Source organism: Streptomyces sp. NPDC006925 (assembly GCF_042869575.1).
Taxonomy (GTDB): Bacteria; Actinomycetota; Actinomycetes; order Streptomycetales; family Streptomycetaceae; genus Streptomyces.
In genome coordinates this window covers 1-23,895 of the sequence record NZ_JBIAGB010000005.1, presented here as the reverse complement: position 1 = coordinate 23,895, position 23,895 = coordinate 1, and the positions used below count along the sequence as shown (strand labels likewise).

General features: G+C 72.0%; 23 protein-coding genes and 1 pseudogene. 14 read left to right on the top strand and 10 right to left on the bottom strand.

Translation table 11 applies throughout. The annotated features are described in order from the left end of the window. Nucleotides 1-6 precede the first annotated feature (6 nt). Nucleotides 7-1,149: a tRNA 2-thiouridine(34) synthase MnmA gene (gene mnmA, locus ACFYNS_RS09560; protein ID WP_360291877.1), complete on the top strand. Its 1,143-nt coding sequence runs from the start codon at nucleotides 7-9 to the stop codon at nucleotides 1,147-1,149. Nucleotides 1,150-1,301: 152 nt separating this feature from the next. Here the strand turns inward: mnmA and ACFYNS_RS09555 are convergent, their stop codons facing one another. Further along, nucleotides 1,302-1,826 (bottom strand): TIGR00730 family Rossman fold protein, encoded by a 525-nt coding sequence (locus tag ACFYNS_RS09555; protein WP_360291943.1) that lies wholly within the window; start codon nucleotides 1,824-1,826, stop codon nucleotides 1,302-1,304. Between the two features lie 219 nt (nucleotides 1,827-2,045). Between ACFYNS_RS09555 and ACFYNS_RS09550 the strand changes: the two genes are divergently transcribed. Beyond that, a complete protein-coding gene (locus ACFYNS_RS09550; protein ID WP_360291874.1) occupies nucleotides 2,046-2,441 on the top strand; it encodes a hypothetical protein in 396 nt (131 codons plus the stop codon). A 96-nt stretch (nucleotides 2,442-2,537) separates the two neighbouring features. Here ACFYNS_RS09550 and ACFYNS_RS09545 read toward each other — a convergent pair whose 3' ends face one another. Then, nucleotides 2,538-4,049: a methyltransferase domain-containing protein gene (locus tag ACFYNS_RS09545; RefSeq protein WP_360291941.1), complete on the bottom strand. Its 1,512-nt coding sequence runs from the start codon at nucleotides 4,047-4,049 to the stop codon at nucleotides 2,538-2,540. A gap of 488 nt (nucleotides 4,050-4,537) precedes the next feature. Between ACFYNS_RS09545 and ACFYNS_RS09540 the strand changes: the two genes are divergently transcribed. The 5 genes from ACFYNS_RS09540 to ACFYNS_RS09520 all read left to right on the top strand — a co-directional run bounded on the left by ACFYNS_RS09540 (nucleotide 4,538) and on the right by ACFYNS_RS09520 (nucleotide 12,170). Next, a complete protein-coding gene (locus ACFYNS_RS09540; RefSeq protein WP_360291872.1) occupies nucleotides 4,538-5,569 on the top strand; it encodes a rod shape-determining protein in 1,032 nt (343 codons plus the stop codon). 97 nt (nucleotides 5,570-5,666) lie between these two features. After that, complete coding sequence (locus ACFYNS_RS09535) at nucleotides 5,667-6,356, top strand: SDR family oxidoreductase (RefSeq protein WP_360291869.1); 690 nt, start codon at nucleotides 5,667-5,669, stop codon at nucleotides 6,354-6,356. Nucleotides 6,357-6,432: 76 nt separating this feature from the next. Continuing rightward, complete coding sequence (locus ACFYNS_RS09530) at nucleotides 6,433-7,419, top strand: methionine synthase (protein WP_388602097.1); 987 nt, start codon at nucleotides 6,433-6,435, stop codon at nucleotides 7,417-7,419. Nucleotides 7,420-7,433: 14 nt separating this feature from the next. After that, the gene (ligA, locus tag ACFYNS_RS09525; protein WP_388601870.1) at nucleotides 7,434-9,641 is read left to right on the top strand and encodes an NAD-dependent DNA ligase LigA; all 2,208 of its coding nucleotides are present in this window, start codon (nucleotides 7,434-7,436) and stop codon (nucleotides 9,639-9,641) included. A gap of 294 nt (nucleotides 9,642-9,935) precedes the next feature. Next, nucleotides 9,936-12,170, top strand: coding sequence for a bifunctional diguanylate cyclase/phosphodiesterase (locus ACFYNS_RS09520; RefSeq protein WP_360291864.1), 2,235 nt, complete (start codon nucleotides 9,936-9,938; stop codon nucleotides 12,168-12,170). A 109-nt stretch (nucleotides 12,171-12,279) separates the two neighbouring features. Here ACFYNS_RS09520 and ACFYNS_RS09515 read toward each other — a convergent pair whose 3' ends face one another. From ACFYNS_RS09515 to ACFYNS_RS09495, 5 genes are read right to left on the bottom strand one after another with little or no spacing between them, the layout of a single operon-like run. Beyond that, the gene (locus ACFYNS_RS09515) at nucleotides 12,280-13,368 is read right to left on the bottom strand and encodes a serine hydrolase domain-containing protein (protein WP_388601867.1); all 1,089 of its coding nucleotides are present in this window, start codon (nucleotides 13,366-13,368) and stop codon (nucleotides 12,280-12,282) included. Further along, nucleotides 13,365-14,300 carry a DUF6895 family protein gene (locus ACFYNS_RS09510; protein ID WP_388601865.1) on the bottom strand — a complete coding sequence of 312 codons (936 nt, stop codon included), beginning with the start codon at nucleotides 14,298-14,300 and terminating at the stop codon, nucleotides 13,365-13,367. The genes ACFYNS_RS09515 and ACFYNS_RS09510 overlap by 4 nt, the downstream gene beginning before the upstream one ends. Beyond that, a complete protein-coding gene (locus ACFYNS_RS09505; RefSeq protein ID WP_360295413.1) occupies nucleotides 14,297-15,250 on the bottom strand; it encodes a DUF6895 family protein in 954 nt (317 codons plus the stop codon). Before ACFYNS_RS09505 ends, ACFYNS_RS09510 begins: the two co-directional genes overlap by 4 nt. Then, nucleotides 15,247-15,951, bottom strand: coding sequence for a hypothetical protein (locus ACFYNS_RS09500; RefSeq protein WP_360295416.1), 705 nt, complete (start codon nucleotides 15,949-15,951; stop codon nucleotides 15,247-15,249). Before ACFYNS_RS09500 ends, ACFYNS_RS09505 begins: the two co-directional genes overlap by 4 nt. Before the next feature lie 9 nt (nucleotides 15,952-15,960). After that, entirely contained in the window at nucleotides 15,961-16,146 is a 186-nt protein-coding gene (locus ACFYNS_RS09495) for a hypothetical protein (protein WP_360295418.1), read from the bottom strand. Between the two features lie 238 nt (nucleotides 16,147-16,384). Here ACFYNS_RS09495 and gatC point away from each other — a divergent pair, with 238 nt between their 5' ends. Genes gatC through gatB form a run of 4 tightly spaced genes read left to right on the top strand, consistent with a single transcriptional unit; the run spans nucleotide 16,385 to nucleotide 19,959 of the window. Next, the gene (gene gatC, locus ACFYNS_RS09490) at nucleotides 16,385-16,681 is read left to right on the top strand and encodes an Asp-tRNA(Asn)/Glu-tRNA(Gln) amidotransferase subunit GatC (RefSeq protein WP_019355978.1); all 297 of its coding nucleotides are present in this window, start codon (nucleotides 16,385-16,387) and stop codon (nucleotides 16,679-16,681) included. 5 nt (nucleotides 16,682-16,686) lie between these two features. Continuing rightward, a complete protein-coding gene (gene gatA / locus ACFYNS_RS09485) occupies nucleotides 16,687-18,183 on the top strand; it encodes an Asp-tRNA(Asn)/Glu-tRNA(Gln) amidotransferase subunit GatA (RefSeq protein WP_360295421.1) in 1,497 nt (498 codons plus the stop codon). Continuing rightward, nucleotides 18,180-18,425: a hypothetical protein gene (locus ACFYNS_RS09480; RefSeq protein ID WP_019355980.1), complete on the top strand. Its 246-nt coding sequence runs from the start codon at nucleotides 18,180-18,182 to the stop codon at nucleotides 18,423-18,425. The genes gatA and ACFYNS_RS09480 overlap by 4 nt, the downstream gene beginning before the upstream one ends. A gap of 25 nt (nucleotides 18,426-18,450) precedes the next feature. After that, nucleotides 18,451-19,959: an Asp-tRNA(Asn)/Glu-tRNA(Gln) amidotransferase subunit GatB gene (gene gatB / locus ACFYNS_RS09475; protein ID WP_360295424.1), complete on the top strand. Its 1,509-nt coding sequence runs from the start codon at nucleotides 18,451-18,453 to the stop codon at nucleotides 19,957-19,959. Nucleotides 19,960-20,026: 67 nt separating this feature from the next. On the opposite strand, the gene ACFYNS_RS09470 is transcribed toward gatB, so the two are convergent. Then, a complete protein-coding gene (locus tag ACFYNS_RS09470) occupies nucleotides 20,027-21,004 on the bottom strand; it encodes an MBL fold metallo-hydrolase (RefSeq protein ID WP_360295426.1) in 978 nt (325 codons plus the stop codon). A 111-nt stretch (nucleotides 21,005-21,115) separates the two neighbouring features. Here ACFYNS_RS09470 and ACFYNS_RS09465 point away from each other — a divergent pair, with 111 nt between their 5' ends. Beyond that, nucleotides 21,116-21,550, top strand: a complete 435-nt coding sequence (locus tag ACFYNS_RS09465; RefSeq protein WP_360295429.1) for a DoxX family protein — start codon at nucleotides 21,116-21,118, stop codon at nucleotides 21,548-21,550. 13 nt (nucleotides 21,551-21,563) lie between these two features. Here the strand turns inward: ACFYNS_RS09465 and ACFYNS_RS09460 are convergent, their stop codons facing one another. Together ACFYNS_RS09460 and ACFYNS_RS09455 are read right to left on the bottom strand one after the other, a co-directional pair. Next, nucleotides 21,564-21,776 (bottom strand): DUF397 domain-containing protein, encoded by a 213-nt coding sequence (locus ACFYNS_RS09460; RefSeq protein WP_360295469.1) that lies wholly within the window; start codon nucleotides 21,774-21,776, stop codon nucleotides 21,564-21,566. Between the two features lie 84 nt (nucleotides 21,777-21,860). Then, a pseudogene (locus tag ACFYNS_RS09455) lies at nucleotides 21,861-22,097 on the bottom strand (Scr1 family TA system antitoxin-like transcriptional regulator); the annotation flags it as partial. Here ACFYNS_RS09455 and ACFYNS_RS09450 point away from each other — a divergent pair. Together ACFYNS_RS09450 and ACFYNS_RS09445 are read left to right on the top strand one after the other, a co-directional pair. Then, a complete protein-coding gene (locus tag ACFYNS_RS09450) occupies nucleotides 22,084-22,476 on the top strand; it encodes a hypothetical protein (RefSeq protein WP_360295432.1) in 393 nt (130 codons plus the stop codon). The pseudogene ACFYNS_RS09455 and the gene ACFYNS_RS09450 overlap by 14 nt on opposite strands. Before the next feature lie 65 nt (nucleotides 22,477-22,541). Continuing rightward, a complete protein-coding gene (locus ACFYNS_RS09445) occupies nucleotides 22,542-23,738 on the top strand; it encodes an AAA family ATPase (protein ID WP_360295435.1) in 1,197 nt (398 codons plus the stop codon). The last annotated feature ends 157 nt before the right edge of the window (nucleotides 23,739-23,895 follow it).

Genomic DNA, 23,895 nt, shown 5'->3' with positions numbered 1-23,895 from the left:
GGCGCTATGACTACTGCATCCTCGCGGGGCACAGCCTCCGCGCGCCCGCTCCGTGTGCTGGCCGCCATGTCCGGCGGGGTCGATTCCGCCGTCGCGGCGGCCCGTGCCGTCGAGGCCGGACACGACGTCACGGGTGTGCATCTGGCTCTGTCCGCCAACCCTAAGTCGTTCCGCACGGGTGCGCGCGGCTGCTGCACCATCGAGGACTCGAACGACGCACGCCGCGCCGCCGACGTCATCGGCATCCCCTTCTACGTGTGGGACCTGGCCGAGCGCTTCCGCGAGGACGTGGTGGAGGACTTCGTCGCCGAGTACGAGGCGGGCCGCACGCCCAACCCCTGCCTGCGCTGCAACGAGAAGATCAAGTTCGCCGCGCTGCTGGACAAGGCGCTGGCGCTGGGATTCGACGCCGTCTGCACCGGCCATTACGCCACTGTTGTGACGCGTGCGGACGGGCACCGGGAACTGCACCGAGCGAGTGACCAGGCCAAGGACCAGAGCTATGTGCTGGGGGTACTGGACGAGCGGCAGCTGAGCCACGCGCTGTTCCCGCTGGGCGACACCCTCACCACCAAGGAGGAGATCCGCGCCGAGGCCGCGCGCCGCGGCCTGGCCGTGGCGAAGAAGCCCGACAGCCACGACATCTGCTTCATCGCCGACGGCGACACCCAGGGGTTCCTCGCCTCCCGGCTCGGCCGGGCCGAGGGCGACGTGGTCGACGAGTCCGGCGCCAAGGTGGGCAGCCACGACGGCGCCTACGGCTTCACCGTCGGCCAGCGCAAGGGCCTGCGGCTGGGGCACCCGGCACCGGACGGCAAGCCGCGCTACGTGCTGGACATCTCCCCGGTCGACAACACGGTCACCGTCGGCCCCGCGGCCTCCCTCGACGTCGCCGCCCTCACCGCGATCCGCCCCCGCTGGTGCGGTGCGCCCCCGGCGGAGGGCCCCCGCCCGTACACGGCGCAGCTGCGGGCGCACGGCGCCGAGACGCCGGTGGAGGCGGAGCTGGTCGAGGGCGAGCTGCGGGTGCGGTTCGCCGCTCCGGAGCGCGGCGTGGCACCGGGGCAGGCGATCGTGCTCTACGACGGCACCCGGGTGGTCGGCTCGGCGACGATCGACCGGACGGAGCGCGCCGTCCCGGCGGCCTGAGCGCGCGCAGCGCTGTCCCCGTCCCGGGCCCGCGGGACGCGCCGTGAGGCGGCGGTCCCGGGCAGCACGCGCACGGAGCGGCGGTCCGGGCCGGAGTTCCTGCCGGCCCGCGCCCTCGGCGTCCGAGGCCGCACAGTCCGGGCGCCGCGGCCTCAGGCGCCGAGCAGCTCCAGTGCCTGCGGGCCGTCGTCGGCGAAGCTGACGAGGTCCGCCAGCGGGACGGGCAGGAAGCCCTCGGCCTCCATCCGCGCCATCTGCTGCTTGAGGCCGTTGTAGAAGCCCGCGGTGTTGAGCACCACCACCGGCTTGCTGTGCATGCCGTGCTTGCGCAACTCCAGGATCTCGGTCGCCTCGTCCAGCGTGCCGGTGCCGCCCACCAGGACGACCACGGCGTCCGCGCGGTCCAGCAGGAGCGCCTTGCGCTCGGCGAGGTCGGCGGCCACGACCATCTCGTCGGTGTCCGGCCGTGCCACGTCCCGCAGGAACTCCACCGAGATGCCGATCAGCCGTCCGCCCGCGCCCTGCACGCCGTCGGCCACGATCTTCATCAGCCCCGAGTCCGAGCCGCCCCACACGAGGCTGTGCCCCCGCTTGCCGAGGAGTTCGGCGAACTCGCGGGCCGCTTCGGTGTAGACGCCGTCGAGCTCGGCGGCCGAGCAGAAGACGCAGATGTTCATGGGGGTCGAGGAGGAGGCCATGGGCCCAGCTTAGAGCCGGCCGCCCGGGGCCGGGAGGGAGGCGGGCGCCGACTGCCGGACGGGGTTCGGCGGCGGGCTGCGGGCCGGGTGACGGAGTGCGTACGCTGTGGCACGCCCGGGCGTACGCGGTGCGGCGCTCGGGGGCGACAGACCGATGCAGGGCTGACACAGGGCTGATTCAGGGGTGGGGGAGCGGAGTTGGACGCACGGCAGCGGCGGCGCTGGGCCTGGCTGACCGGGACCTGGGCGGTGCTCGTGGCGACCGGGGGCCTGCTGACGGTGAGCTGGCAGCAGGAGTCGGCTTCCGACGGCAGCGGACCGGGCTGGTACGACGCGGAGGACGCCCGGCGCTCCGGCGGCGGGGACGGCGACATCTCGGGCAACCCCATGCACGGCAGCGTGCCGGTCACTCCGAAGCCCGAGGAGGGCGAGCGGTACGGCGAACTCCGGCCGTCGATCCGGATGATCCCCCCGGAGGGTGGGTTCCGGGACTCGGTGACGGTCCGGCCCGAGCCGGTGCCCCGCGACAGCCGGGGTTCGGAGGTCCGGCCCCGCGAGTGGCAGCCCGCGCCCGATCCCGGGACGGGGTACTGATCCGCAGGGACGCGCCCGCCCTCCCCGGTGCGGACCGGGGAGGGCGGGCGGCCGTGCGCGATGCGGGTCACCGCTGCGCCGAGGTGGCGCCGCCGCTCAGCCCTTCGTCAGGGTGAAGCGGAAGATGCCCCAGGTCAGACGGCGCTTCTCGCCGCCTTCGACCCAGTGCGCGAGCCCCTTCTTCATCTGGCTCAGGTAGTCGCTGCTGATCTTCGAGGCGAGCCCGTCGGCCTCCTGCCGCTCGGTCTCCTGCAGCACCCGACCGTAGTGCCGCACGAGTTGCTCCCGCAGGTCCTCGAACCCTGCGTCCGAGTCCTCGTGCTCGGTCGGGGTGAAGCCGAGCCGGGTGAGCTCCCGCTTGTAGAAGCCGGGGGACCCCATGTCGTCGAGGTGGATGCGGTCCAGGATGGGCTGGATGGCGCTGAAGTCGGTGTCGTCGGCGGCCATCGGGTCGGTGAAGACCAGCTGCCCGCCCGGCTTCAGGACCCGGCGGACCTCCTCCAGCACCCGCAGTCGGTCCCCGCTGTGCAGGAACGCGTCCTGCGACCAGACCACGTCCACGCTGGAGTCGGGGAACGGCACGCTCTCGAAGGAGCCGTCCACCACCTCGATCCGGTCGGTGAGGCCGCGGATCGCGTTCAGCTCCTTGTGCCGCTGGTTCTCCACCTCGCTGAGGTTGAGCGCCTGGACCGCGCAGCCGAAGGTCTCGGCGAGGTAGCGGGCCGAGCCCCCGAAGCCGGAGCCGAGGTCGAGGACGCGGGAATCCCGGTCGAGCCCGAGCCCGGAGGCCATGCGCTCGACGGTGTGCCGACTGGCCTCCGCGATGGGCTGCTCGGCATCCGAGTAGATGCCGACGTGAATATCCTCGCCACCCCACACGGAGGAATAGAAGGTGTCCGCGTCGGGGGAGTTGTAATAACTCCGCGCAGTACCCACGGCGCCGCCGTAAGTGCCTTCTCCCTCATCTTCCGGGTGATATTCCTTCTCTGCGACATGCACGAAGAAGTCGGGCTGCTCGTCCCGGTAGGTGTGCTGGAAGTCGCCGTACGTCTCGATGCGCTGGAATCCGACGTCCGACATGAGGCGCCGCGTGTAGTCCTTGCGGAGCGGGAACATGTTGAGGTGGTAGTCGGCGCCGCCGGCGAAGCGGTACCGCATGCGGCACAGCCCCTCGTCCATGTATTCCGGCTCGACCGCGACGTCCTCGCCGCAGTAGTAGTACGTGTGCTTGCTGGAGTACCCGCGGTCCAGAATCGCGTCGTAGTTGCGCTGATCCAGGATGAGGATTCCGTCGTGCTTCAGCATCGCGTAGAACTCGGCCAGCGCCTTCCGCCGGTCGCGTTCCGAGAAGAGATGCGTGAAGGAGTTGCCGAGGCACACGATGGCGTCGTACTCACCGTGAACGTCCCGGTTGAGCCAGCGCCAGTCGGCCTGGACGACCCGCAGGATATGGTCGCCGTGCTTCATTCCGTTTTCGAACGCCATCGCGAGCATGTCGGCACTTCCGTCCGCGCTCACGGTTTCGAATCCGGCTTCCAACAGCCGCACCGAGTGAAACCCGGTCCCTGTCGCGACGTCGAGGACGCTCCGCACTCCTCGCTTTCGCAGCAGGTCGATGAAGAAATTTCCCTCGCTCTCCGCTCGCTTCTCCCAATCTATGAGAGAATCCCACTTCTCCACGAAGCTGGGGACGTATTCCTCTGTATAGTGTCCGGTTTCCCGGACCTCGACGGGGTTGTCTCCGAATTCCTGAGCCGGTCGCGCGGAAATGACGAAACCTCCAGTGGTAGAGACGGTGGCCCAAGGCGCGGTCCCCGAGGACGCACCAGGCTTCGGGCTCGGTGAACCGCGCGTGGTCTCCGGTGCATAGCTATCCAACCCCCGGAGATCTATGCCACCAACTGGCTGATGCATGCGTGCGATTGTCCGGAAAACGCGCTCCGACCAGCATCTTTCCGATTCCAGATTTTCGGCGGGCCGGTGGGGCCCACCTGCCGCAGCAAACAGGACAGTTGGGTATGCTGCGGCTGGCAGCACCACAATTCAGACGACTCGTGGCATCCTCGTACAACACCGCACCGAGCTTGTGAGCACTCATGGCCAAACGCACTTCCTCCGCCCTCTCCTCCGCCTCCTCCTCGTTCCGTGGCCGGGACATCGGTATAGACCTCGGCACGGCCAACACGCTGGTGTACGAACGCGGGCGCGGAGTGGTACTCGACGAGCCCTCCGTCGTCGCGATCGACACCCGCACCGGAAAAGTGCTGGCGGTCGGCGCCCAGGCGCGCCAGGCCGTCGGACGAACTCCCGGATCGATCACCGCGACCCGCCCGCTCAAGGGCGGAGTGATCACCGATTTCGAGGCGACGGAGGGAATGCTGCGGTACTTCATCCGCGCCGCCCGCGACGGCCGGGGCCGCGGCAGGTCGCCCCGGGTCGTGGTGTGTGTACCCAGTGGGGTCACCGGGGTCGAGCGGCGTGCCGTGCTGCAGACCGCAAGCCGCGCCGGCGCCCGGTCCGTGCGGCTGATCGAGGAACCCATAGCTGCAGCGATCGGCGCCGGGCTGCCGGTGCACGAGGCGCGCGGCTCGATGGTCGTGGACATCGGCGGCGGCAGCACGGAGATCGCCATCATCTCGCTGGGCGGGATGGTCGTCTCCCGGTCGGCCCGGGTCGCGGGCGACGCGCTGGACGCGGCCATCGCCTCCTGGATCGAACGGGAGTACACCATCGCCGTCGGCGAGCGGACCTCCGAGGAGATCAAGATGTCCCTCGGCAGCGGCGAGTTCGTCCCGGTGCGCGGGCGCGACAAGCACACCGGGATGCCCAAGGTGGTCCAACTCTCGCCCGGGGAGATCGTCGAGGCCGTCGAGCGGCCGGTGCGCTCCATCGTGGCCGCCGTCCAGGCGGCGTTCGAGGAGTGCCCGCCGGAGCTGTACGGCGACATCATGGAGCGCGGCCTCGTCCTGACCGGCGGCGGCGCCCTGCTGCACGGCCTCGACGAGCGGCTGATCAAGGAGACCGGGATGCCGGTGACCATCGCCGACGAACCGCTGGGGTGCGTGGCCCTGGGCACCGGGCGCTGTCTGGAGGAGTACGACAAACTGGAGTCGATCTTCGCGGCCTGAGGGCGCGCCGCCCCGGGCCTGCTCCCGGGCCCCGGCCGCCCGCCGCTCCGGTGAGCCGCCCCGCGGCCGGACCACCGGGGTGCGGGATCATGGGGGCATGGCAACACATGTGATCACAGGCGCGGGCTCCGGGATCGGCGCCGAGGTGGCCGGCCGCCTCCTGGACCGCGGCGACACCCTCTACCTGCTCGCCCGGAACGCGGGCCGGGCCAAGGAACTGGCCGCCCGGTTCGAGGGCGCCCACACCCTGGTCGGCGACCTGGCCGAACCGGGCCGCCTCTCCTGGGCGTTCGAGCACCAGGCGCTTCCCGAGGAGGTCGACTCGCTGCTGCACGTCGCCGGGGTCGTCGAACTGGGGACCGTCGGCGAGAGCACCCCCAAGCTGTGGCAGGCCACGCTCGCCGCCAACCTGACGGCGCCCGCCGAGCTGACCCGGCTGCTGCTGCCGCAGCTCCGCCGCTCCCGCGGCCACGTCGTCTTCGTCAACTCCGGCGCCGGCCTGCGGGCCAACCCCGAGTGGGGCGCCTACGCGGCGAGCAAGCACGGCCTCAAGGCGCTGGCGGACGCGCTGCGCGGCGAGGAGAGCGCCAACGGGGTGCGCGTCAGCTCCGTCTATCCCGGGCGCACCGCCACCCCCATGCAGGAGAAGGTGCACCGCCAGGAGGGCAAGGAGTACGACCCCGAGCGCTGGATCCCCGCGGAGGCCGTGGCCACCAGCATCCTGACGGCCCTGGACCTGCCCAGGGGCGCGGAGATCACGGACCTGTCCGTGAAGCCCGGAGGCTGACCCGGTGAGCGAGAGCACACAGACCGGCGGCGGCGCCCTCCCCTGGGGTCCCGCGGCAGCCGGCGGCATCGGGTCCATGCCCGGCACGGACGTCCGCGAGGCGGCCAGGACGGTCACCGGCGCGTTCGAGGCACCGCAGCACCTGCCGCACCTGCCGGAGCTGCCGGCCAGGGGGCCGGGCGCCGACATGCTGGGCCGTACCGCGGGCCTGCTGGCCGAGATGTACGTCCACCTGGAGCCCAGCGGCTGGCGGATCAGCGACCGGCCGGGCCGGGACACCCGCCGGGCCCGCGCCTGGCTGGGCGAAGACCTCGACGCGCTGGAGGAGTTCACCCAGGGGTACGGCGAAGGGGAAGCGCCACGAGGGCTGAAGGTCTCGGCCGTCGGGCCGTGGACGCTCGCCGCCGGACTGGAGCGGCGCAACGGCGAGGCCATGCTGGGCGACAGCGGAGCCGTCCGGGACCTGGCCGCCTCGCTGGCCGAGGGGCTGGCGGCGCATCTGGCGGACGTGCGGCGCCGGGTGCCGGGTGCCGTGCCCGTGCTGCAGCTGGACGAGCCCTCCCTCACCGCCGTGCTGCGCGGCAGCGTGCGCACGGCCAGCGGGTACCGCACCCACCCGGCCGTGGACCGGGCGGTGGTCGAAGGGGTGCTCCGCGAGCTGCTCGCGGTGCACGACGGCCCCACGGTCGTGCACTCGTGCGCGCCGGGTGTGCCGCTCGGGCTGTTGCACCGGGCGGGTGCGGACGCCGTCTCACTGGACCTCTCGCTGCTCACCGAGCGTGACGACGAGAGGGTCGGCGCGGCCGTGGAGGGCGGACTGCGGCTCTTCGCGGGTGTCGTACCGTCCACCGAGCCGGACGGCGGGGCATTGTCAGACCCTGCCGGTAGCGTCGGGGGTGTCAGGTCGTTGTGGCGCAGGCTCGGGCTGTCCCCGGGGCTGCTGGCCGAGTCCGTCGTGGTCACCCCCACCTGCGGGCTGGCGGGGGCCTCGCCCGCGTACGCGCGGCAGGCGCTCGCCCACTGCGTCCGGGCAGCACGAGCACTCGCTGACAACCCTCAGTGACGGGAGGACCCACGGTGGCGGGCGAAGAGGACGGAACGGTCCCCGCGCAGCAGCGGGAGGAGCACCAGCGCCTCGCGGAGCAGGTCGAGGAGCACCGCTTCCGGTACTACGTCAAGGACGCACCGGTCGTCAGCGACGCCGAGTTCGACCGGCTGCTGCGGCGACTGGAGGCGCTGGAGGAGGAGCACCCCGCGCTGCGCACCCCGCAGTCCCCGACCCAGCAGGTCTCCGGGCGGTACGAGACGGAGTTCACGGAGGTCGCCCACCGGGAGCGGATGCTCTCGCTGGACAACGCCTTCGACGACGAGGAACTGGGCGAGTGGGCCGACCGCGTGGCCCGCGAGCTGGAGGGGGTGGACTACCACTTCCTGTGCGAGCTGAAAGTCGACGGCCTCGCGGTGAACCTCACCTACGAGCACGGCCGGCTGGTCCGCGCGGCGACCCGCGGCGACGGCCGCACGGGTGAGGACATCACCCCCAACGTGCGGACGATCTCCGACATCCCCGAGCGGCTGACCGGCGAGGGGCTGCCGGAGCTGGTCGAGGTGCGCGGCGAGGTGTTCTTCCCCATGGAGCGCTTCGAGGAGCTGAACGCCCGGCTGGTCGAGGCGGGCGAGAAGCCCTTCGCGAACCCGCGCAACGCGGCGGCCGGCTCGCTGCGCCAGAAGGACCCGCGGGTGACGGCCACCCGCCCGCTGCACATGGTGGTGCACGGGATCGGTGCCCTGGAGGGCTTCGCGAAGGAGGACTTCTCCCGCCTCTCGAACGTCTACCACCTGCTGCGCGAATGGGGCCTGCCGACCTCGGCACACGCCGAGGTGGTGGACGGGCTGACGGGCGTACGCCGGTTCATCGCCCACTACGGCGAACACCGGCACTCGGTGGAGCACGAGATCGACGGCGTCGTCGTCAAGCTGGACGAGATCCGCCTCCAGGGGCGGCTGGGGGCCACCTCGCGCGCGCCGCGCTGGGCCATCGCGTGGAAGTACGCGCCCGAGGAGGTCAACACCAAGCTGGTCGACATCCGCGTCGGTGTGGGCCGCACCGGCCGGGTCACGCCGTACGCGGTGGTGGAGCCGATCACGGTGGCCGGTTCCGAGGTGGAGTTCGCCACGCTGCACAACCAGGACGTGGTCAAGGCCAAGGGCGTGCTCATCGGTGACACGGTCGTGCTCCGCAAGGCGGGCGACGTGATCCCCGAGATCCTGGGCCCGGTCGCCGACCTGCGCGACGGCACCGAGCGGGAGTTCGTGATGCCCGCCGAGTGTCCCGAGTGCGGATGGGCGCTCCAGCCCATGAAGGAGGGCGATGTCGATCTGCGCTGCCCCAACGCCCGCTCCTGCCCGGCCCAGTTGCGCGAGCGGCTGTTCTATCTGGCGGGCCGCAAGGCGCTGGACATCGAGCACTTCGGCTACGTGGTCGCCAGCGCGCTGACCCAGCCGCTGGAGCCCGCGCAGCCGCCGCTGCGCGACGAGGGCGGACTCTTCGATCTGACGGTGGAGGACCTGCTGCCCATCGTGGCCTATGTCCTCGACCCGGACAGTGGGCTGCCCAAGCGGGACCCCGCGACCGGCGAGGACAAGACGGTCACCCTGTTCGCCAACAAGCAGGGCGAGCCGCGCAAGAACACCCTGGCGATGCTGGAGAACATCCGGGCGGCCAAGGAGCGTCCGCTCGCCCGGATCATCACCGGTCTCTCCATCCGGCACGTCGGCCCGGTGGCCGCCGAGGCGCTGGCCCGCGAGTTCCGCTCGCTGGACCGGATCGCCGCGGCCGAGGAGGAGGAGCTGGCCGCCACCGAGGGCGTGGGGCCCACCATCGCCGCCTCGCTCAAGGCGTGGTTCGCCGAGGACTGGCACCGTCAGATCGTGGAGCGGTGGAGCGCCGCCGGAGTCCGGATGGAGGCGGAGGACGCGGGGGAGGAGGGACCGCGTCCGCTGGCGGGGCTGACCACGGTCGTCACCGGCACCCTGGCCTCCTACACCCGGGACGGGGCCAAGGCCGCGCTGCAGGAACAGGGCGCCAGGGTCACCGGATCGGTCTCGAAGAAGACCGACTTCGTCATCGTGGGCGAGAACCCTGGCTCGAAATACGACAAGGCAGTGCAGGCGAAGGTGTCGATTCTGGACGACGACGGGCTCGCCGTCCTGTTGGCCGAGGGGCCGGAAGCGGCCCGTGCGGCGGCGCTGACGACTGGGGAGGAGGAGGAAGCGGACGTCTGACGGCGGAGCGGACCACCAGGGGTGAGTCCGGGGCATTCCCCAACGCACCACCCCTGCCGCGCCGTTCACGCACAGGCCACATCCGGCCACCTCCGCCCCGCCCCTCACGTGCGCGGAACTCCGCCGTCCGCCCCCGCCGTCCGCGGGACGCGCTCCGGCCGGGCACGCAGCGCGTAGACGCATTCAGGGCAAGAGCGGCCGATCGCTGCCCCTCTTCCCAGACAGCGGCCTACTGTTGACACAGACGTCTGTCGTGGCGAGGGGCAGGCGTGGACGGCTGCGAGAGGGACCAGGATGCTGGATTTCTCCGGGGGATCCAGGCCCCCGTTCTCCCGCCTGCCCTCGGACGGCACCCGGGGCAGGGCGGGGCGAGACACCGGGGCGGGCAGGCCGGCGGGTGCGACGGAGAACCGGGACGCGCCTGCCCGCGGCGCGGGCAGCGGGCCGGAGGCCGGAGCGGGCGGCGGGGAGGAAGTGCCGTGGCTCCAGCGGCTCGTGGCGCTGCGCCCTCCGCTGCTGCCCGCGCTGGCGGTGGCCGCCGCGGCGCTCGCGCTGGCCGCGGGCGCCGCCCGAGTGCTGTGGCGCGGCGGCATGCTCTTCCCGGACGGCACGCCCGGCTGGTCGTTCGCGGTCCTCACCGGCTGTGTGGTGGCGCACCTGGTCACCATGAGCCGGGACCGCTGGTGGAGCGGCACCGGCTCGGGCCCGGCGCTGACCCTCGCCGTCCTGCTGCTGTACGGCTGGGTGCCCGCACTGCTGGTCAGCCTCGCGGTCGTGGTGCTGGTCGGCGGGGCGCGGCGGCACCGCTGGCGGCAGGCGTTCGTGCACGGCGCCATCGACATCCTCGGCATCGCCGCCGCAGGGCTCGCCCTCGCCCTGTGCGGGGTGCACCCCTCGGTCGAGGACCCGTGGCAGCCCGACGACTGGTCGCCGGCCGCCGGGGCCGTGATCCCGCTGGCAGCCGCCGGGTATCTGCTGACCACCCGGGGACTGCAGTGGTTCTGCTTCGCCCCGCGCACCCGCGGGCTGCCCTCGGCGCTGCGCACCGCCGTGGTGCGGCAGGGGCTGATCGCCGTCGCGCTGCTGGGCATCGCGCCGCTCATCGTCGTCGTCGCGGTGCACAAGTCGCCGCTCCTGCCGCTGTTCGCCGTCCCGCTCATCGCACTCGACTCCACCCTGCGCATCGCGCGGGCCCGCGCCGAGGAGCAGTTGCGCGACCCGCTGACCGGCCTGCCGAATCGGCTGTGGCTGCTGGAGCGCGCCTGGGCCGCCCTGGACGAGGCCGAACGCACCGCCGAACGCGCCGCGCTGGTCCTCATCGACCTCGACCGCTTCCGCTCCGTCAACGACACCCTCGGCCATCTCGCCGGCGACCGGCTGCTGTTGCAGATCGCCGAGCGGCTGCGTGCCGCCCTGCCGCGCGGTGCCGAGGCGGCCCGGCTCGGCGGGGACGAGTTCGCCGTCCTGCTGCCCGTCGCCGACTCCACCACCAGCGCCCAGCGGATCGCCCGGGGCCTGGTCTCCGCGCTCAGCTCCCCGCTCGATCTGGACGGGCTCACGCTGGTGCTGGAGGCCAGCGCCGGAGTCGCCGTCTACCCCGAACACGCCACCGAGGCGGAGGGGTTGCTGCGCCGCGCGGACGTGGCGATGTACGAGGCCAAGCGCGACCGCACCGCCGTGGAGGTCTACGAGGCCACCCGGGACGGCAACACCCCCGACCGGCTCGGCCTGCTGGCGGATCTGCGGCGCGCGCTGGACGCGGGCGAGGTCGAACTGCACTACCAGCCCAAGGTCGGGTTCGACGGCACCGTCTCCGGGCTGGAGGCGCTGGTGCGCTGGGTGCACCCGGAGCGCGGCCGCGTCCCCCCGGACGAGTTCATCGCCATCGCCGAGACCTCGGGCCTGATGCCGCGGCTGACCGAGTACGTACTGGAGACCGCGCTCGCCCAGGTGGCGACCTGGCGCAGGGGCGGGCTGACGGTGCCGGTGGCGGTCAACGTCTCGCCGCGCGACGTGCACTCGCCCGGGTTCGCCGGGGCCGTCGCGGCCCGGCTGGCCCGGCACGGGGTGCCCCCCGGGGCACTCCAGTTGGAGATCACCGAGCATGTGCTGCTGGAGGACCCGCAGCAGGCGGCCGACACCCTGGCGGGGCTGACCGGTCACGGCGTGAAGATGTCGCTGGACGACTTCGGGACGGGCTACTCCTCGCTGGTGCATCTGCGGCGGCTGCCGGTGAGCGAGCTGAAGATCGACCGCTCGTTCGTGGCCCGGCTGGCCGTGGACACCGAGGACGCGGAGATCGTGCGGTGCACCGTCGACCTGGCGCACTCCCTGGGGCTGCTGGTGGTCGCCGAGGGCGTGGAGGACGACGAGACCTGGGAGCGGCTGCGCGACCTGGGCTGCGACGCGGTGCAGGGGTGGCTGGTGGCCGCGGCCATGCCGCCCGGCGAGACCACGGCCTGGCTGCGGGCCCGGGAGGTTCCGGCGGACCGCTCCCTCCCCTCCGGGCCGCCCGCGCGCACTCCGTGACGGAAGCCCTGCGGGCGCCGTGCTGTGGCGGCTGCGGACACCGTGACGAGCCGACGGGTACGCCGCCGATCCGCCGCCGGTCGGGGTGCCCCGGTCGGCGCGGCCCGGGTCACCCTGCCGCGGCTTCCTCCACCAGCGCGTACAGCAGGTCGTAGGCGGTCGGTACCAGCCGGCAGCCGCGGTAGCGGCGGGTTGCCACGGCGGTGAGGCCGGTGCCGGACGCCGGGTGGAAGCCGCAGAACGCCTGCTGCCCGAAAGTCGCACCGGCGTGGAAGAGGAGCGGCCCGCCCGGCGCGGGGTGCTGGAACCAGGTCAGGGTGTGGGTCTCACCGCGCTCCCCGCCCCGGTGCAACTGGGGTTGCTGCACCGCGCGCAGCGGCCCGCTCAGCGGGGAGGCAGCGGGGTCGAGGTGGGCCTCCAGGAAGCCGAGCAGATCGTGCGGGGTGGCCCGGACGGCCCCCGCCGCTGCGAAGCCGCCCATGTCGGCGGCCGGGACGGGGGTGCGGCCGTCCCTCCGGTGCCCGACCGCGTCCGCGCCGGCGGGGCCAGGGCCCAGCGTGGTGCCGGTCAGCCCGAGGGGCCGCAGCACCCGGGTGCCCAGCAGCGCGGGGAAGCTGCCGCCACCCGCCTGGGAGAGGGCGGGTCCCAGCAGTGCGATCCCGAAGTTGGAGTAGATCCACCGGCGGCCCGCCGGATGCCGCGGCCGGGTGGCGGCGAAGCTGCGCAGCAGCCGCTCGGTGCCGAAGCGGGCGTAGCCGTTGCTGTGCGGCCGCAGCAGCGCGCCCGGGACGAGTGCGTGCGGGACGCGGGGCAGCCCGGAGGTGTGCGTGGCCAGATGGCGCAGCGTGATGCGGTGGGCCGCGCGGTGCACGGGCCGGACCGCGGGCGGCAGGTGGGCCGTGAGCGGATCGTCCTGGTGCAGTACACCCTCGTCGGCCAGCGTCGCCAGCAGCAGCACGGTGTAGGTCTTGGAGAGCGAGCCCAGTTCGTAGCGCAGCGCCTCGCGCGGAGTGGCCGGCGGCTGTGCCCGGCCGCCGGCCACCACGGTGCGCCGGCCGTGCCGGGTGACGCCGAACACCACGTCCGGTGCGTCCACGCGGGCCACTTCGCGGGCCAGCCGGTCGGTGAGCGCGGCCTCGGAGCCGCAGGTGTTCACCCGCGGCTCGGCGAGCGCGGTCCGGGCGCCGCCCGGGCTCACGCGCCGCCGCCCGACAGGGCGCGGGAGGTGGCCATCGCGGAGGCGAACGCGGACACCAGCGTGGGGTGGTGCACCAGGTCGAAGACATCGGACGGATCACCCTCCGGCATCCCGCCGCACACCGGCATCGCGCCCGTCGGCGACTGCGCCGCCGCGTACCGCTCCCACAGCGCCCCGTCCAGGGCGGCGCGTGGCAGGCAGGCGTCGACGATGAAGAGTTCGCCCAGCAGGTCCCAGTGCTCCAGTTCGGACCAGTCCGCCGCCCAGGCGGGCAGATACAGCTCCAGATAGCGGGCCAGCTCCTCGGGGATGCCCTCGGGCTGTTCGCCCCAGTTGGTCAGGTGGAAGACGGTGTGGGTGATGTCGTAGGCGATGTGCAGCTGCACCGCCCACGGCTCGGGCTGCCGGCCCAGCACGGTGGTCGCGAGGGTCTCGGTGAAGTCGCCGCTCGGATCCAGCCCCATCCGGCGCTCCGCGTTCAGGACGCCGAGCCGCCGGTTGGGGACCATCTCCAGGGCCTGCCAGGCGCGGGTGGCGCGCGGGGCGCGCAGCGCGGCCTCCAGCCCGGGGTGCCGGTGGCCCAGTTCGTGGAAGACGGCGTAGATCTCCAGCGGCACCGGGGAGAAGGGCTCGTCCTGCTGGAGCCTGGCCAGGACGTTGCCGCCGTCCAGCAGCTCCCGCCAGGCGAAGTCCAGCAGCGAGGTGGCCCGCTCCCGCTGGCGGCCGCCTGCCACACCCTCCCGGGAGAGCATCCGCATGTTGATGGCCAGCTCGCCGATCGGCTTGAGGCGCTCCATCAGCGCGTCGCCGCGCGCCCGGTCCGCCTCCGTGAGCCGGAAGTGGTCGCGGTTGGCGTCGAGCCAGGCCAGCGCGCGGTCGCCGACGCCGTGCAGCAGGGCGGGAGGGGCGGGTGCGGGGGCGGTCGTGGTCATCCGGGGGCCTCGCTGTCCAGGGTCGCGGTCCGGGCCAGGGTGCCGGCGAACGCCAGCACGAGCGTGGAGTGGTAGCAGGCGGTGAAGCACTCGGCGGGGCCGGTGCCGGGCGGCGGTGGGTCGTCCCGCTCGGGCAGCGCGCCGTCGGCGGTGCGTGCCGCGGCCAGCCGCTGCCAGGCCGCCGCGTCGAACGCGGCGCCGGGCAGGCAGGCGGCGACGGCGAGGAGTTCTCCGGCCAGGTCCCACAGCCGCTCCTCCAGCCAGCTGCCCAGCCATGCCGGGAGCCACAGTCGCAGGTACCCGGCCGCGGCGGGGGAGAGCCGGGAGGGGGCGCGGCCCCAGTCGGTCAGGTGGAAGACGTCGTGGGTGAGTCCGTAGGCCGTCCGGCACTCCAGGAACCAGGGCTCGGGCAGCCGCCCGAGCCAGGTGTGCGCCAGTGCGGCGCCGAAGTCCGTGTGGTGCGGCACCCCGATCCGGGCCTCGGCGTTGAGCACGGCCAGGGTGCGGGTGTGGTCCTCGCGGGCCAGTTGCCAGCCGCGCAGCCCGGTCGTGGTCCGCACCAGCTCGTCCACGGCGGCGTCGCGCAGTCCGGCCCGGGCGAAGCTGCCGTACAGCTCCACCGGGTAGGTCGCCTGCGGCTCGCCCCGTACGAGCTCGGCGAACAGCTCGCCCTCGCGGGCCTCCTGCCAGGCGTGCGCGAGCAGCCGGCGCGCCCGGTCGCGGAGCTCCGGCAGCGGATGGAGCTGCGCGATCAGGGCCGAGAGCTCGGCGAGTTCACCGAGTGGTTTGAGGGTCAGATTGGGATCGGCGGTGGTCGCCACGTCCGGCGGCAGCCGGAAGTGCGCGCGGTGCCGCTCGATCCACTCCAGGCCCTCGGCGACCAGGGTGTCGAGGAGTTCCGCGCCGGGGTGGGCGCGCGGCTCCGCGGGAGCCGCGCGGGCGGTGGTCACCGGCCCCGTCCGAAGAAGGTCCGCGCGGCGCTGAGATGCACGGCGGCCCGCGGATCGCCGCTCATCTGCTGCACGAACCGCAGTCCGCTGTCCAGGCCGAGCGAGGGCGGGGTCTGCGGCAGTCCGGCCAGCCATCTGCCGAGCCCGGCGGCCTGCTGCCAGTCGCGGCGGCGCACCGCGCGCACGAACCCGCGCGCCAGGTCCTCGGTCCGGCCGGACAGCCGGTCGGTGAGGTCGCCGGCGAGTCCGGGCAGGGCGAGCGAGGCGAGCTGGGAGACCCGGTGCGAGAGCCGGGGCCAGGGGTCGGTGTCCAGCCAGCCGTCCGCCGGGTCGGGCGCGGGCGGCAGCTGTGCCGCGTGCGCGGGCAGCAGTGCGCGGGTGGCCTCGACCAGTCCGCGGTAGCTCCAGGTGGAGACGGCCGTGGGGTCGTCGCCGGGCGGGAAGGCGGTGAGCGCCTGCCGCACCAGGGCCGCGTCCGCGCTCCCCGCACCGTCGGCTCCGCGGCCGCCGTCCAGCGCGTACGGGGCGAGGGCATCGGCCCCCAGCACCCGGACCGCCGCGGGCGAGAGCGCGTCCTCCTGGGGCAGGGTCCTGGTGAGCGCATACGGATCGCCCTCGCCGCGGAGGGCGAGGGCGATCCCGGATGCGGCATCAGCGATGACCGCGTGCAACGCGGCTGCTCCCTGTGCCTGTTCCGTCAAGGCGACCCCCTACTTGGTCTCCGTCTTGGGACGGGGGGTCGGGGGAGAGATCAGCAGCAGCGCGGCGAGGAGCAGCCCACCACCGCACTCCCGGGTGTCACGGAAGACGCCGTCCGGCTCGGGGGCGCTCATCAGGCCATCCACCTCGGCGGCGAGCGCCGCGGTCTCGGGCTGGGCGGTGCGATCCATAGGCATACGATCACTCCTTTTTCGTTGGGGACGGCTTCCATGGTGACCTGTGCCTCATAGGTACGCAATTCGGGTAAACGGTACATATTCCTGACTCTCTGACCAGCAGCGACGCGCCCCGCGGCGCACGAGCGGCCGTCCCTCCACCGCCGGAGCACCCGAGCGGGAAAGCCGTTCCCCGGCAGTCGGGGGCGCCCCATAGGATTGGGGCGGACAATCCGACACTCACCCAGAGGACCGCTGCATGCCTGGCATCTCGCGCGAGGAGGTCGCCCACCTCGCGAAGCTGGCGCGCCTGGAGCTGAAGGACGAAGAGCTCGATCACTTCGCCGGACAGCTCGACGACATCATCGGCGCGGTGGCCGCCGTCTCCGATGTCGCCGACGAGGCCGTACCACCGACCTCCCACCCGCTCCCGCTCACCAACGTCATGCGACCGGACGAGGTCCGTCCGTCGCTGACCCCGCAGCAGGCGCTCTCCGGAGCCCCCGCGCAGGAGCAGCAGCGATTCAAGGTCCCGCAGATCCTGGGGGAGGAGTGACCGGGATGTCAGAGGAACTGATCACGCTGACCGCCGCCGAGCTGGCGGCCCGGATCGCGAGCGGTGAGGTCACCGCCGTCGAGGCGACCGAGGCCCATCTGGCCCGGATCGGCGCCGTGGACGAGAAGGTCAACGCCTTCCTGTACGTGGACCGCGAGGGCGCGCTCGCCCGGGCCCGGGAGGTCGACGCGAAGCGGGAGCGCGGCGAGAAGCTGGGGCCGCTGGCCGGCGTCCCGCTGGCGCTGAAGGACCTGTTCACCACCGAGGGGGTGCCGACCACCGCGGGGTCGAGGATCCTGGAGGGCTGGATCCCGCCCTACGACGCGACGGTCACCAAGCGCCTCAAGGACGCCGACGTCGTCATCCTCGGCAAGACCAACATGGACGAGTTCGCCATGGGGTCCTCCACCGAGAGCAGTGCCTACGGCCCGACCGCCAACCCCTGGGACCTCACCCGGATCCCGGGCGGTTCCGGCGGCGGCTCGGCCGCCTCGCTCGCCGCGCACATGGCGCCGCTGGCCATCGGCACGGACACCGGCGGCTCGATCCGTCAGCCCGCCGCCGTGACCGGCACGGTCGGCGTCAAGCCCACCTACGGCGGGGTCTCCCGGTACGGGATGATCGCTTTCTCCTCGTCGCTGGACCAGGGCGGTCCCTGCGCCCGTACGGTGCTGGACGCGGCGCTGCTGCACAGCGTCATCGCGGGCCACGACGAGCGGGACTCGACCTCCATCGCGCAGCCGGTCCCGGACATCGTGGCGGCGGCCCGCAACGGCTCGGCGAGCGGGATGCGCGTCGGCGTCGTCAAGGAGTTCCGCGGCGAGGGCTACCAGGACGGCGTGATGCAGCGCTTCGACGAATCCGTCGAACTGCTGCGCGAGCTGGGTGCGGAGATCGTGGAGCTGTCCTGCCCCTCGTTCACCAAGGCGCTGGCGGCCTACTACCTGATCGCCCCGTCCGAGTGCTCCTCCAACCTGGCCCGGTTCGACGCCATGCGCTACGGCCTGCGCAGCGGCGACGACGGCGGCCACTCGGCGGAGGAGGTCACCGCGCTGACCCGGGAGGCGGGCTTCGGCGACGAGGTCAAGCGCCGCGTCATGCTCGGCACCTACGCGCTCAGCTCCGGCTACTACGACGCCTACTACGGCTCGGCGCAGAAGGTCCGCACCCTGATCACCCGTGATTTCGAGAAGGCGTTCGAGCAGGTGGACGTGGTGGTCTCACCGACGTCCCCCACCACCGCCTGGCCGATCGGCGAACGCGTCGACGACCCGATGGCGATGTACCTCGCCGACGTCTGCACACTCCCGTCCAACCTGGCGGGCAACTCCGCCATGTCCATCCCGTGCGGGCTCGCGCCGGAGGACGGGCTCCCGGTGGGGCTGCAGATCATCGCCCCCGCCATGGCCGATGACAGGCTCTACCGTGTCGGTGCGGCCCTGGAGGCCGCCTTCCAGGCACGTTGGGGGCACCCGCTGCTAGAGGAGGCACCGTCGCTGTGAGTTCGAAGCTGCAGAAGGCCAAAGGTTTCAAGAAGTCCAGGACCGGGCTGTACTTCTCCATCGCCACCTCGCTGATCGGTGTCCCCGGCACCGTCAAGCGCGCCAAGGAGGCGAAGAAGGAGGGGGACATGCTGCAGCTCGTCGATGTGGCGGTCTCCGCGGCCGGCATCGTCACCGGCGTCGTGCTGCTGGTGCGCGAGCTGCGCCGGCTCGACGTCGTCGACGACATCCTCGACGACTGACGCGGGAGAGAAAGGTACGTTTTCCGTGACCGTCACCGAACTGGTGTCGTACGACGAGGCACTGGCCTCCTACGACCCCGTCATGGGCCTCGAGGTCCACGTCGAGCTCGGCACCAGGACCAAGATGTTCTGCGGCTGCTCGACCGAGCTGGGAGCCGAGGCGAACAGCCAGGTCTGCCCGACCTGCCTGGGACTGCCCGGTGCGCTGCCCGTCGTCAACAAGGTGGGCGTGGAGTCCGCCGTCCGGATCGGCCTCGCGCTGAACTGCCGGATCGCCGACTGGTGCCGCTTCGCCCGGAAGAACTACTTCTATCCGGACATGCCGAAGAACTTCCAGACCTCCCAGTACGACGAGCCGATCGCCTTCGACGGCTATCTGGACGTCCAGCTGGAGGACGGCGAGGTCTTCCGCGTGGAGATCGAGCGCGCCCACATGGAGGAGGACACCGGCAAATCCACCCACGTGGGTGGGGCCACCGGACGCATCCACGGCGCCTCGCACTCGCTGCTGGACTACAACCGGGCCGGCATCCCGCTGATCGAGATCGTCACCAAGCCCATCCAGGGCGCGGGCGAGCGGGCGCCTGAGGTCGCCAAGGCGTACGTCGCCGAGCTGCGCGAGCTCATCAAGGCGCTCGGCGTCTCCGAGGCCCGGATGGAGATGGGCCAGATGCGCTGCGACGTCAACCTCTCGCTCCGCCCCAAGGGCACCGAGAAGTTCGGCACCCGCAGCGAGACGAAGAACGTCAACTCGCTGCGCAGCGTCGAGCGCGCCGCCCGGTTCGAGATCCAGCGGCACGCCGCCGTGCTCTCCTCCGGCGGCACCATCCTCCAGGAGACCCGGCACTTCCACGAGGAGGACGGCTCCACCACCTCCGGCCGGATCAAGGAGGAGGCGGAGGACTACCGCTACTTCCCCGAGCCCGACCTGGTGCCCGTCGCACCCGCCCGCGAGTGGGTGGAGGAGCTGCGCGGCACCCTGCCGGAGCTGCCCCGGGTGCGGCGGATGCGGCTGCGCGAGGAGTGGGGCATCTCCGAGCACGAGATGCAGTCGGTGCTCAACGCGGGCGCCGTCGACCCGATCGTCGCCACCGTGGACGCCGGCGCCCCCGCCGACCAGGCCCGCAAGTGGTGGATGGGGGAGCTCGCCCGCCGCGCCAACGAGGACGGCGCCGAGCTGACAGCGCTGCCCATCACCCCCGAGCAGGTCGCCCGGCTCTGCGCACTGGTCGCCGAGGGCTCGCTGAACGACAAGCTCGCCCGGCAGACCATCGAGGGCGTGCTGGCCGGTGAAGGCGGTCCGGACGAGGTGGTCGAGAAGCGCGGCCTCAAGGTCGTCTCGGACGAGGGCGCGCTGGGTACCGCCGTCGACGAGGCCATCGCCGGGAACCCGGACATCGCCGAGAAGGTGCGCGGCGGCAAGATCCAGGCCGCCGGTGCCCTGGTCGGCGCCGTCATGAAGGCCACCAGGGGCCAGGCCGACGCGGGCCGTGCCCGCGAGATGATCCTGGAGAAGCTCGGCGTCGAGGGCTGAGCCCTTTGAGCTGAGCCGTGGCGGGTGGGGCAGCGGATGGGATGGTTCCGGTGCCCCACCCGTGCGCTCAGAAGGAATGCCGCTGGCTGGCGAAGGCCACCATCTCGGGCAGGACTGCGGCTATCGGCTCCGGGTCCGTACCGTTCAGATGCCGGTACTCGGTGCCGACGGTCACCACGAGCCGCTCGGGCAGCCCGAGCCCCGGCCAGCGGCCTTCCCCGGCTATCGCGCGTGCAGCCTCGACGGCGGGCACCCCGCGCGCATGCAGCGCATGCGCCCGCTCTCGCACCACTCCGAGGTAGTCGATGTGGGCGCGCAGCCCCGCCGGGCCGAGCACGGGGCCGTGCCCCGGCACGATGGTCTCGGCCCCGCAGGCCAGCACCCCCTCGCACGCCTGGATGACATTCTCCAGTGGCCCCGCCCAGTGCACCGCGTGGTCGCCGGGCTCCTCGGGTGTCGAGGCGAAGACGATGTCGCCGGTGAACACGGTGCCGTGGTCGGGCAGCTGAACGATCAGGTCCCCGGTGGTGTGCGCGGACGGCAGGCTGGTCAGCACGACGGGGTGACCTCCGACGGTCAGCTCCAGCTCCCCCTCGAACACGGTCGTCGGCGCGACGACCTCCGTCCGGGACCAGTCAAAGTGCCCGAAGTGTTCGGCGAGGTAACTGCCGACCGGCGACTGCGCACCCGCCCCCTCGATCAACTCCCGCAGCTGCTGCGGACTCGGCTCGATCTCGATGTGGTGCCGTGCCTCCCGCGTGGCGATCACCTCGGCGTCGGGCACCACATCGGCGCCCCACAAGTGGTCCCCGTTGGCGTGCGTGACAACGACCCGGGCTATCTCGCCCCCGCTGCCGCCCAGCACCTCCCGGGACGCCGCGAGGAACGCCTCGGCCAGCGGCCGGTCGTACGGCGTATCGATCCATAGCCCCTCTCCGTCCCCCACCAGCAACCCACAGTTGGCGAGCCCCCAGCCCCGCTGCGGCGGCTTCCAGAGATGCAGACCGTCACCGAGTGCGCGAAGGGAGGAAGGAGAGAGTGCCATGCGTTTGATTATCCAACGTGCGGAAACGTGGTCCGCATCGATGAGTTCCTGTGCCGAGGGCGGTCTGTCCCTGCAAGAGCCGCATCACACCCCCTCTTGAAGGAGACCGCGATGTCCGAGGTATACACCGCCGCGACCGTTCCCGGCGTCGGGGAGGGCGTCCGCAGCCGACGCAGCGAGATCACGGCGAAGGTCCTCACCGTGCTGCTCGCCCTCTTCCTCGGTGCGGCCAGCGGACTGCCCAAGCTGTTCCGGGCCGGAGCCGCCGTCGAAGCGTTCGACAGGATCGGCTGGGGCGACTGGTTCATGTACACCGTCGGTTCCCTGGAAGTGCTGGGCGCCGTCGCCCTGCTGGTCCCCATACTGTCCGGCGCCGCGGCGCTGGCCTTCATCGGCCTGATGATCGGCGCCACCGTCTTCAACCTGACCGTGCTCGACGCGCCCGAGGCCGTGATCACGACCACGCTGCTGGCCGCCGTGTTCGCCTACATCGCCCGCTCCCGCCGCGCCCACACCGCCCAACTGCTGCGCCGCCTGCGCCGGTGACTCCGTCAGGGCCCTACTTGATGTGACCGACAAACCGTGCCCACGCCTCGTACCCGAACACGAGCGTGGGCCGGTCCGCGTCCAGCCGCTGTTTTGTGTCCCGCACGGGGACGGTGTGGGGGAGGTTGGTCGCGACCTCGACGCAGTCCCCGTTGCCGCCGCTATAGCTGCTGATCCGCCAGGCCGGTATGCCGGACTGGCGCGGGGCGGCAAACTGGCTTCTCATGGCTTGGCCTTCGTTGCTATGCGCTTGATGAGTGCTACCGATTCCGTCGGCGACAGAGCTTTGGTGCGCGTGCTGGGTCATCCGGACCTGAACCATCTGCTCGATCTCCTCGGGGGTGTCCCAGCGTCGGGAAGCCACAGCGACGGCGCGTGCGTACTCCGCGGTCTGGAGCAGGCCGGGGACGGTCTGAACTTGGAAGCTGCGAACCTTGGAGCAGATGGCCTCAATCTCGATCTGGTCCCGGTAGGCGTCGCTCAGAACCGAGCTGTATTGATGCCACCAGCACGACGCCGCGCTCCGCGTGGAGGTGAGCGATACCAACGCCGCCGAGCCGCAGCGGCGCGACCCCGCACCGGGTGACGAGGGCGGCTACGGGCTGCTGCTCGTCGACGTACTCGCCCACCGCTGGGGCACCGCGCGCCGCGCATGCGGCATCGGTAAGACGGTGTGGGCCCAGCTGCCCGCGCCAGAGAGCGAGCCGACATCCGAGGCGACGGCCGCCGCGCTGACCGTGCGACCCGGCCAGCGCGTCCACGCGCACGGCGCCTGGCACACGGTCCGCACCGTACGCAGCGTACGCAGCGAGCCGTACGCCACCGGAGGGCTCGCCCTCGTACTCGGCCTGGAGGAGGGCCGAGCACTGCGGGTACCGGCAGCCACACCCCTTGCCGTGCGCAGCGGCGGCAGCACACAGAGCTGACGGCCCGATACTGTGACGGCGTACGACGGCAGAGCAGCGACCTTGGCCGGTAGGAGGACTGGGCGATGATCACCCGCATCGAGATCGACGGCTTCAAGTCCTTTGAAGACTTCGCCCTCGACCTACCGCCCTTCACCGTCCTGGTTGGCGCCAATGCCTCGGGCAAGTCCAACTTGCTGGAGGCCGTGGATCTGCTGGGACACCTCGTCAGAGAGCCGACGGGGCAGACGCTGGTCGACCACGCGCGGCGCGGCGGGCCGAAGGATCTCTTCCGGCGCGGGCCGGACGGCGAGCCGGTCGACACGATGCGGATCGCGGCCGACGTGGTCGTGGACGGCGAGTCCGGCTATTGCTGGCTCCGGGTGACAGCCACGGTCCGGTACACCGATCCGCCTGATCCGTTGCGGGTGAGTGTCTTGGTCATCAATGCACACGACTACTGGGGGGGTGGCGAGTACGAGGAAGAGATCAGGCACACGCTCCCTCGCGCCTCTTTCGGCGTCGACAACGGTGAGTTGCATTGCACCGAATTGCCTGTCAGCCAGGCCGCCTATCGCACCGAGCTGGCAGAGGCCACCAAGAACTGGCGGATCATCGAACCGTCTCCCAAGGCGATGCGGGTCGTGTCATCCACATACGACACAGCTCCCCTTGCAGAGGACGGCAAGAACCTCGGAGCTGTCCTCGGACGGATCTCCCGCTATCCGGAGAGCTGGTACGACTTCCTCGCCGATGCGGTCGCGCTGCTCCCGGAGCTGGCCGGCATCAAGGTTGAGGCCAACTCCGACTGGGGGCAGTGGGACGTCTGGCTCCAGCACAAACACGAGTACCGGATGTCACCCAGTGCGGTATCGGCGGGCACCCTGCGCGTACTGGCGCTGCTCGCCGCTGCGCATGACCCTGCCCATGAGGGCATCTTGATGTTCGAAGAACCCGAGAACGGGCTCCACCCCAGCAGGGTCCCCACGCTGCTGTCGCGGCTGCGTGGCAGGGTGAGCGACCTCAAGACGCTGACCGGAGGACACGGCAGGCAGACGTTCGTCACCACGCACTCGCCCGTGGCTCTCGCTGCGGCCTTGGAAGAGGCCCCCGATTCAGTGATCTTTCTGGACTCCGTAACCCGGTTCGGCGACGGGCAGTCGCCACGTCGAGTGACGCGTGCCCGGCGAGTCGCCCAGGAAGGCGAAAGGGGCACCTTTGTGACGCCCATGGAGGTACGCAAGTACCTCGATCCAATCGGGCGGTTCGCCCATGGCGCGTAGGTACTTCACTCTTGCCTTGCTCACTGAAGGGCGCAGCGACCAGTGGTTTCTCTGCCCTCTCACCTCGAACTTTCGTGACGGTCTGCCGACGGAGTCGGCAGACCGTTCTTGCGTTCGGTGCTGATGGTGGGCAGGTCGGAGGCCCGGCTCTCGCGTC

Bases quoted from the DNA above. Each gene is read 5' to 3' on its own strand.
- mnmA (WP_360291877.1), top strand. From the start codon at position 7: ATGACTACTGCATCCTCGCGGGGCACAGCCTCCGCGCGCCCGCTCCGT.
- ACFYNS_RS09555 (WP_360291943.1), bottom strand. From the start codon at position 1,826: ATGAACATCTGCGTCTTCTGCTCGGCCGCCGAGCTCGACGGCGTCTAC.
- ACFYNS_RS09540 (WP_360291872.1), top strand. From the start codon at position 4,538: ATGGCCAAACGCACTTCCTCCGCCCTCTCCTCCGCCTCCTCCTCGTTC.
- ACFYNS_RS09535 (WP_360291869.1), top strand. From the start codon at position 5,667: ATGGCAACACATGTGATCACAGGCGCGGGCTCCGGGATCGGCGCCGAG.
- ACFYNS_RS09530 (WP_388602097.1), top strand. From the start codon at position 6,433: ATGCCCGGCACGGACGTCCGCGAGGCGGCCAGGACGGTCACCGGCGCG.
- ACFYNS_RS09520 (WP_360291864.1), top strand. From the start codon at position 9,936: ATGCTGGATTTCTCCGGGGGATCCAGGCCCCCGTTCTCCCGCCTGCCC.
- ACFYNS_RS09510 (WP_388601865.1), bottom strand. From the start codon at position 14,300: ATGACCACGACCGCCCCCGCACCCGCCCCTCCCGCCCTGCTGCACGGC.
- ACFYNS_RS09495 (WP_360295418.1), bottom strand. From the start codon at position 16,146: ATGCCTATGGATCGCACCGCCCAGCCCGAGACCGCGGCGCTCGCCGCC.
- gatC (WP_019355978.1), top strand. From the start codon at position 16,385: ATGCCTGGCATCTCGCGCGAGGAGGTCGCCCACCTCGCGAAGCTGGCG.
- gatA (WP_360295421.1), top strand. From the start codon at position 16,687: ATGTCAGAGGAACTGATCACGCTGACCGCCGCCGAGCTGGCGGCCCGG.
- ACFYNS_RS09470 (WP_360295426.1), bottom strand. From the start codon at position 21,004: ATGGCACTCTCTCCTTCCTCCCTTCGCGCACTCGGTGACGGTCTGCAT.
- ACFYNS_RS09465 (WP_360295429.1), top strand. From the start codon at position 21,116: ATGTCCGAGGTATACACCGCCGCGACCGTTCCCGGCGTCGGGGAGGGC.
- ACFYNS_RS09460 (WP_360295469.1), bottom strand. From the start codon at position 21,776: ATGAGAAGCCAGTTTGCCGCCCCGCGCCAGTCCGGCATACCGGCCTGG.
- ACFYNS_RS09445 (WP_360295435.1), top strand. From the start codon at position 22,542: ATGATCACCCGCATCGAGATCGACGGCTTCAAGTCCTTTGAAGACTTC.